This is a genomic window from Microbacterium sp. B24, from assembly GCF_000333415.1.
GTDB lineage: Bacteria > Actinomycetota > Actinomycetes > Actinomycetales > Microbacteriaceae > Microbacterium.
On sequence record NZ_BADB01000073.1, the window covers coordinates 1 to 6,285 of the forward strand.

Genomic DNA, 6,285 nt, shown 5'->3' on the forward strand with positions numbered 1-6,285 from the left:
CTCGATGAGGTGTCCGCGCCGACGGCACGGGCAGCCGCGCGGATCTCCTCGAACGTCGCGTCGGGCTTTCCGAGCGCGATGTTGTCGGCGACCGTGCCGCTGAACAGGTACGCCTCCTGCGTGACCATCACGATGGCGCGGCGGAGGTCCTTGGGGTGCAGCTCCCGCAGATCGACGCCATCGAGTGTCACGGCGCCTCGCGACGGGTCGTAGAACCGTGACACGAGCTTGGCGAGCGTCGACTTGCCGGCCCCGGTCGTTCCCACCAGGGCGATGGTCTGACCGGCGGGGATGTCGAGCGAGAAGTGCGGCAGAATCGTGCGCTCGTCGGAGTAGCCGAAGACGACGTCCCGGAACTCGACGTGCCCCGCGGCCTTCCACAGGTCGACCGGGCGTGCCGGGTCGGGCACGGTGGGCCGCTCCTCGAGCACACCCGAGACCTTCTCCAGCGCGGCGGTCGCCGACTGGTACGAGTTCAGGAACATCGCGACTTCCTGGAGGGGCGAGAAGAAGTTGCGGACGTACAGCACGGCGGCGAGGAGCGTTCCCACCAGCAGCGCACCGTCGACCACACGCAGCCCGCCCCACAGCAGCACACCGGCCACGGCGAAGGCCGAGACCGCCATCATCCCCGGCTCGAAGGTGCCGAACAGACGCAGCGAGCGCATGTTGACGTCGCGGTATTGACCCGACAGATCACCGAACTCCTCATCGTTGCGCGGCTCCTTGCGGAATGCCTTGACGGCGCGGATGCCGGTCATCGTCTCGACGAACTTGACGATGACCTTGGCGCTGACCACCCGCGACTCACGGTATGCGCGCTGCGAGTTGCGATAGAACCAGCGCATCAGCAGGTACAGCGGAATGCCGGCGATCGCGAGGATGACGCCCGACTGCCAGTCCAGCAGCAGCAGCGCGATCAGGGTGAACGCCCCGTAGAGCACGCCGGAGACGAGCTCGTTCAGGCCCCCGTCGAGCAGCTCTCGGATGGAGTCGAGGTCGCTCGTCTGACGCGAGATGATGCGCCCCGAGGTGTACGACTCGTGGAACTCGAGACTGAGTCGCTGCGTGTGCAGGAAGATCCGGGTGCGCAGATCGAGCATGACGGCCTGCGTCAGGCGCGCGGCGACCACCGCGTACCAGCCGATGAGCGCGGCACCGCCGACGCCGGCGATGAGGTACACGGCGACGATGACGATGGTCGGCATCCAGTCGGCGTCCTGCATCGCCTGCGGCAACGCGGTGTTCAGTCCGTAGGCGATCAGGGCAGGGCCGGCCACGCGCAGCGCGGTGGAGACCACGAGCACGACGAGGGCCAGCACGAGCTGCCACCGCAGCGGATCGACGAGCGATCCCAGCAGTCGCAGCGAACGCTGGCGGATGGCGCGCGATTCGTCGCGCGTGTAGTCCGAGCGATCTTCACCGGTGGTTCCGACGACGGATGCCGTGCTCACAGGTTCACCTCCGTCTCCCGCAGGCGGGCGTTCTCTTCTGCTTCGGCATCCTCGAGGCTCGAGATGACGTGCCGGTAGTGCTCGCTGGTGCGCAGCAGCTCGGCGTGGGTGCCGACGGCGGTGATGCGTCCCTCTTCGAGCAGCGCCACCCGGTCGGCGAGCGTGACGGTCGAGGGCCGGTGCGCGATCACGAGGGTCGTCGTGTCGGCCATCACCTCGCGCAGGGCATCCTCCACGAGCGCCTCGGTGTCGACGTCGAGCGCCGACAGCGGGTCGTCGAGCACGAGCACGGCGGGGCGCGCCGCGACCGCGCGCGCCAGCGCCAGACGCTGGCGCTGACCGCCCGAGAGCGACAGCCCCTCTTCGCCGATGATCGTATCGACCCCGTCGGGCAGGTCGTCGACGAAGCCGGCCTGTGCGACGGCGAGCGCTTCACGCAGCACGCCCTCGGCCTGCGCGCTGCCCGGCACCAGGTCTTCGCGACCGAGCAGCACGTTCTCGCGCACCGTCTGGGAGAACAGCGTCGAATCCTCGAAGGCCATGCCGACGTGGGTGCGCAGCTCTTTCAGAGTGAGATCGCGCACGTCCACGCCATCGATCGTCACCCGCCCGGCGGTGACGTCGTACAGACGTGCGGGCAGAGTGGTCAGGGTCGTCTTTCCCGATCCGGTGAGCCCGACGAGCGCCATCGTCTCGCCCGGGACGAGCGTCAGATCGATGCCGTCGAGCAGATCCCGTTCGCCATCCCCGGCATCCTGATAGCGGAAGTGCACACCCTCGAACGCGAGTGCACCGCGCGAGCTGCCCAGCGCGACGGGCGCTGCGGGATCGGTGATCGTGTTCTGTTCGTCGAACACCTCGAAGATGCGGTCGCTGGCGGTGCGGGCATCCAGCAGGAACGAGAAGAGGAAGCCGATGGACTCCATCGGCCAGCGCAGCACGGTGGCCATCGCGAAGAACGCGACGAGCTCGGCGATGCCGAGCTGGCCGAGCTGCTGCAGCACGATGCCGACACCGAGACACAAGGCGAACGCGATCTCGGGCAGCAGCACGAGCCAGAACCAGATCCAGCCGACGGCGCGCGCCTTGCTCAGCTCGGTCTCGCGGAGCGTCTCGGCTTGACGGGTGAACTTGAGCAGGGCGTGCTTTCCGCGTCCGAACGCCTTCAGCACACGGATGCCGTGGACGCTCTCCTCCACGCTGGTCGCGAGGTCGCCGGCCTGGTCCTGGCTCTGGCGCGCGAGCGTGCCGTACGTCTTCTCGAACCGATAGCCGGCGTACCAGAGCGGTGCGCAGACGATCAGGAAGGTGACGCCGAGCGCCCAGTGCCAGCGGAACAGCAGCGCCATGCCGACGAGGATCGTCAGCAGGTTGACGACGAGCAGCACGATGCCGAAGGCCATCCAGCGTCGCAGCATGCTGATGTCCTGCATCATGCGCGAGAGCAGCTGGCCCGACTGCCAGCGGTCGTGGAACGCGACCGGCAGGCGCTGAAGGCGCTCGTAGAAGCTCGTGCGCAGGTCGTATTCGACCTTGGTCGACGGTGCGAGCACGAACCAGCGCCGCAGCCACACCATGACGGCTTCGAGAAGCCCGAGCACGAGGATGAGCGCGGCGCCCCACACGAGCTGGCTGCGATCGCCCGCGGCGCTGGCGCCCGCGGCGATCGGGCCCTGCACGAGCACTTCGAGCACGAGCGGGATGGACAGAGCGAGCAGGCTCGCTACGAGCGCGCTGACGGCGCCCAGCACGAGCCGGGGCAGGACGGATCGGGCGAAGGGGTAGAGACGCGCGAGCGCGCGCACCGTCGACAGGCGCTCGACGGGAGGGGTGAGCTCGGAGGGCGTTGAGGAGGAGGTCATGATCCTTGCGGAGGGGTGGAACGGATGCCGGGGTCACGCGGCCGGCGGAGGTGACGGGTGGGCGCACGAAGGCGCGGCAGGACGAAGAGGCCCTGTCGGAGGTAACGCGCGGCGGGACGATGCCGCCGAAGGAGGACGCGCGGCGCGTTATCCCCGACCGATTCCGGCGGCCTCGAACGCGGCCGGGGCGGCGTTCGACGGACGGAGGAAGGCGGGCTTCGTGATGACGATGGCCGTGGACATGGCTTCCTCCAAGGAGTCGGTGAACGGGGACTGCGACCCACGCGGTTTCTCACACGGGCGCGACAGCCCTCCAGCCTATGCCGCTGGCTTCGCGCAGGGCAAGGGTTTTTTCACCGTGGCGCGTCAGGCGCGCGCGACCGACTCCCGCGCGAGCAGGGCGCGCTTGACCTCGAGCCCCCAGGCGAATCCGCCGAGGGCGCCGCCGGTGCGCAGCACGCGATGGCACGGCACGAACAGCGCCGGGGCGTTTCGGGCGCAGATGGATGCCGCGGCCCGCACGGCCGCGGGCCGCCCCAGCGCCGTGGCGAACTCGGCGTACGTGAGGGGATGTCCCGCAGCGATGCGGCGCAGCGTCGCCCAGCCCTCGAGCTGCATCGCGGTGCCGGTCTGAGCGACGGCGACCGTGTCGATCGCCGTCAGGTCACCTGCGTAGTAGGCGTGCACGGCGGACGCGGCATCCGTGTCGCCTTCACGGATGTCCGCGGGCGCCAGAGCGATGCGTCCGACGATGGCCGCGGGATCGGCACTCCATCCGCTTGCCAGCACCCGAGCGTGATCGTCGACGAGCAGGGTGAAGGGTCCGTCGGGGGTGGGGATCGTCTGGATCGTCGCGGTCATCGGGGGCTCCGTTCGCGGGGTGCGGTGTGCGCGCGGGGCGCGCGGGACACGGTGGACGGCGCGGCGCGCCAGAGGTGAGCGGTGAGGTAGCTGCGCCACGGCGCGGTGCGGACGGCCCAGGCCTCGTACCCGCGCGGATCTGCGGGGATGCCGGCGGCTGCCGCTCCCGCGCGGACGGCGACGTCGCCGGGCAGCGTGATGTCGGGGTCGCCCAGCACGCGCATGCGCACGTAGTCGGCGGTCCAGGGGCCGATACCCGGCAGCGCCAGCAGGGCCGCGCGCTGCGCGAGACTGTCATCACCCGGCCCAAGGTCGAGCTCGCCGGAGGCGAGCGCCGCGGCCGCGCCGGTGACCGCACGGATGCGCGCGGCAGGGCCGCGCAGCACCTCGGCGCCGTGCGCGGCGATGGCGGCCATCGTGGGGAACAGGCGGTCCAGGCCGTCGTGCGACGCCACGCGCTCCCCCAGCGCGTCGGTCAGGGCGGTCAGGGCCGTACGTGCTGCGGCGACCGTGATCTGCTGACCGATCATCGCGCGGATGAGCATCTCGTGCGGGTCGGCGGCGCCGGGCACGCGGATGCCGCCGACCGCCGTGACCAGCGGCGCGAGGGCAGGGTGCGCCGACAACGCGGCATCCACCGCCGTCGGGTCGGCGTCGAGGTCGAACAGGCGCCGCACCCGGCTGACGAGCACGGGGAGATCGCCGAGATGGGTCAGGCGCGCGTTCAGTCGCAGCTTCCCCGCTCCGTCGAGCCGGATCGCGAACCACACCGGACCGCCGGGCAGACGCAGGACGCGGGCGAAGGAGTCGGCACCGGCATCCTCGACGCCCGCGACGGCGCGGGCACGCATCCAGGCGAACAACCCGGCGGCGTCGAAGGGCGCACGGTAGGGCAGGACGAGATCGATCGTCCCGGCGGCCGGGGCGCTCACCGCGCGCGCCACCGCCGGCCGGCGGGCACGCAGCTCGCCCGGCGTGAGGCCGAACACCTCACGGACCGTGTCGTTGAACTGGCGGACGCTGGCGAATCCGGCCGAGAAGGCGACGTCGGCGGCCGTCAGGTCGGTGGAGACGAGGAGCATCCGCGCGGTGTGCGCCCGCTGGGCACGGGCGAGGGCGAGGGGCCCCGCGCCGAGCTCTGCGGTGAGCAGACGCGTCAGATGGCGGGTGGAGTAGCCGAGGCGACGGGCGAGCCCGGGAACGCCTTCGCGCTCGACGATGCCGTCCGCGATGAGCCGCATCGCGCGCCCGGCGATGTCACCGCGCAGGTCCCACGCGGGAGAGCCGGGTGCGGCTTCGGGCAGGCACCGCTTGCAGGCGCGATAGCCCGCCTCGTGCGCCGCCGCCGACGTGGGGTAGAAGGTGACGTTGGAAGGCTTCGGGGTGCGCGCGGGGCAGCTGGGTCGGCAGTAGATGCCGGTCGAACGGACGGCCGTGACGAACTGGCCGTCGAAGCGCACGTCGCGCGCGTCGATGGCGCGGTAGCGCTCGTCGAACGTCATCGCGGCGGGGGCGTCGACGTGTGGCATGTGTCCAGCCTGACACGGCTGCGCGGCGCACGCTCGCGGAATTCGGACACGGCAGCGCGCGGCATCCGACCGTGCCCGTGGATGCCGCGGTGCCCTCGGCGATCAGTCGCGCGCGAGGGACGGAGAGGGGGTGTCGAGCACTCGCGCCGCTTGACCCCGTCGAAGTTCGAGGTCGGCGCCGAGCTCGGTCGCGAACACCGGATGGGCGCGGATGATCTGCGCGACCACGGCGACCGGAATCACGAGCACCGTCGAGGGCACCACGGCCACGGCGGTGAGCAGCGACGGCTCACGCGTGACGGCGGCGCTTCCGACGAACTCGCCGTCACGCAGATCCCCGCAGGCGACGTCGCCGCGCACCGTGGGCACGGAGAGGCGGGCCGCGCCGTCGACCAGGTAGCCGACGGCGGAGGGGACGACACCCGCGCGATCGAGGTACTCGCCGACCGCGTACTGCTCGACACGGCACAGTTCCTGCGCGGTGGCGCGCAGCTCGCCGTCGAGATGGAGCGCCCGCGCCACCCGATCGAGCACGACCTCGCGCTGCTCACGATCGCCGGCGACGTCCGGCGCGATCTT

At 71.1% G+C, this 6,285-nt stretch carries 5 protein-coding genes; all 5 read right to left on the minus strand.

From position 1 onward, the window contains the following. On the minus strand, positions 1 to 1,454 hold a 1,454-nt coding region (locus I5I_RS01715), incomplete at its 3' end, for an ABC transporter ATP-binding protein (protein WP_036315657.1). Then, the gene (locus tag I5I_RS01720; RefSeq protein ID WP_036315660.1) at positions 1,451 to 3,316 is read right to left on the minus strand and encodes an ABC transporter ATP-binding protein; all 1,866 of its coding nucleotides are present in this window, start codon (positions 3,314 to 3,316) and stop codon (positions 1,451 to 1,453) included. The genes I5I_RS01715 and I5I_RS01720, both read right to left, overlap by 4 nt. Positions 3,317 to 3,682: 366 nt before the next feature. Then, the gene (locus tag I5I_RS01725; RefSeq protein WP_036315664.1) at positions 3,683 to 4,177 is read right to left on the minus strand and encodes a methylated-DNA--[protein]-cysteine S-methyltransferase; all 495 of its coding nucleotides are present in this window, start codon (positions 4,175 to 4,177) and stop codon (positions 3,683 to 3,685) included. Continuing rightward, positions 4,174 to 5,706, minus strand: a complete 1,533-nt coding sequence (locus tag I5I_RS01730; protein ID WP_036315668.1) for a DNA-3-methyladenine glycosylase 2 family protein — start codon at positions 5,704 to 5,706, stop codon at positions 4,174 to 4,176. The genes I5I_RS01725 and I5I_RS01730 overlap by 4 nt, the downstream gene beginning before the upstream one ends. Positions 5,707 to 5,808: 102 nt before the next feature. Next, positions 5,809 to 6,285 (minus strand): Crp/Fnr family transcriptional regulator (locus I5I_RS01735; RefSeq protein ID WP_036315671.1); only part of this gene is annotated, 477 nt, incomplete at its 5' end.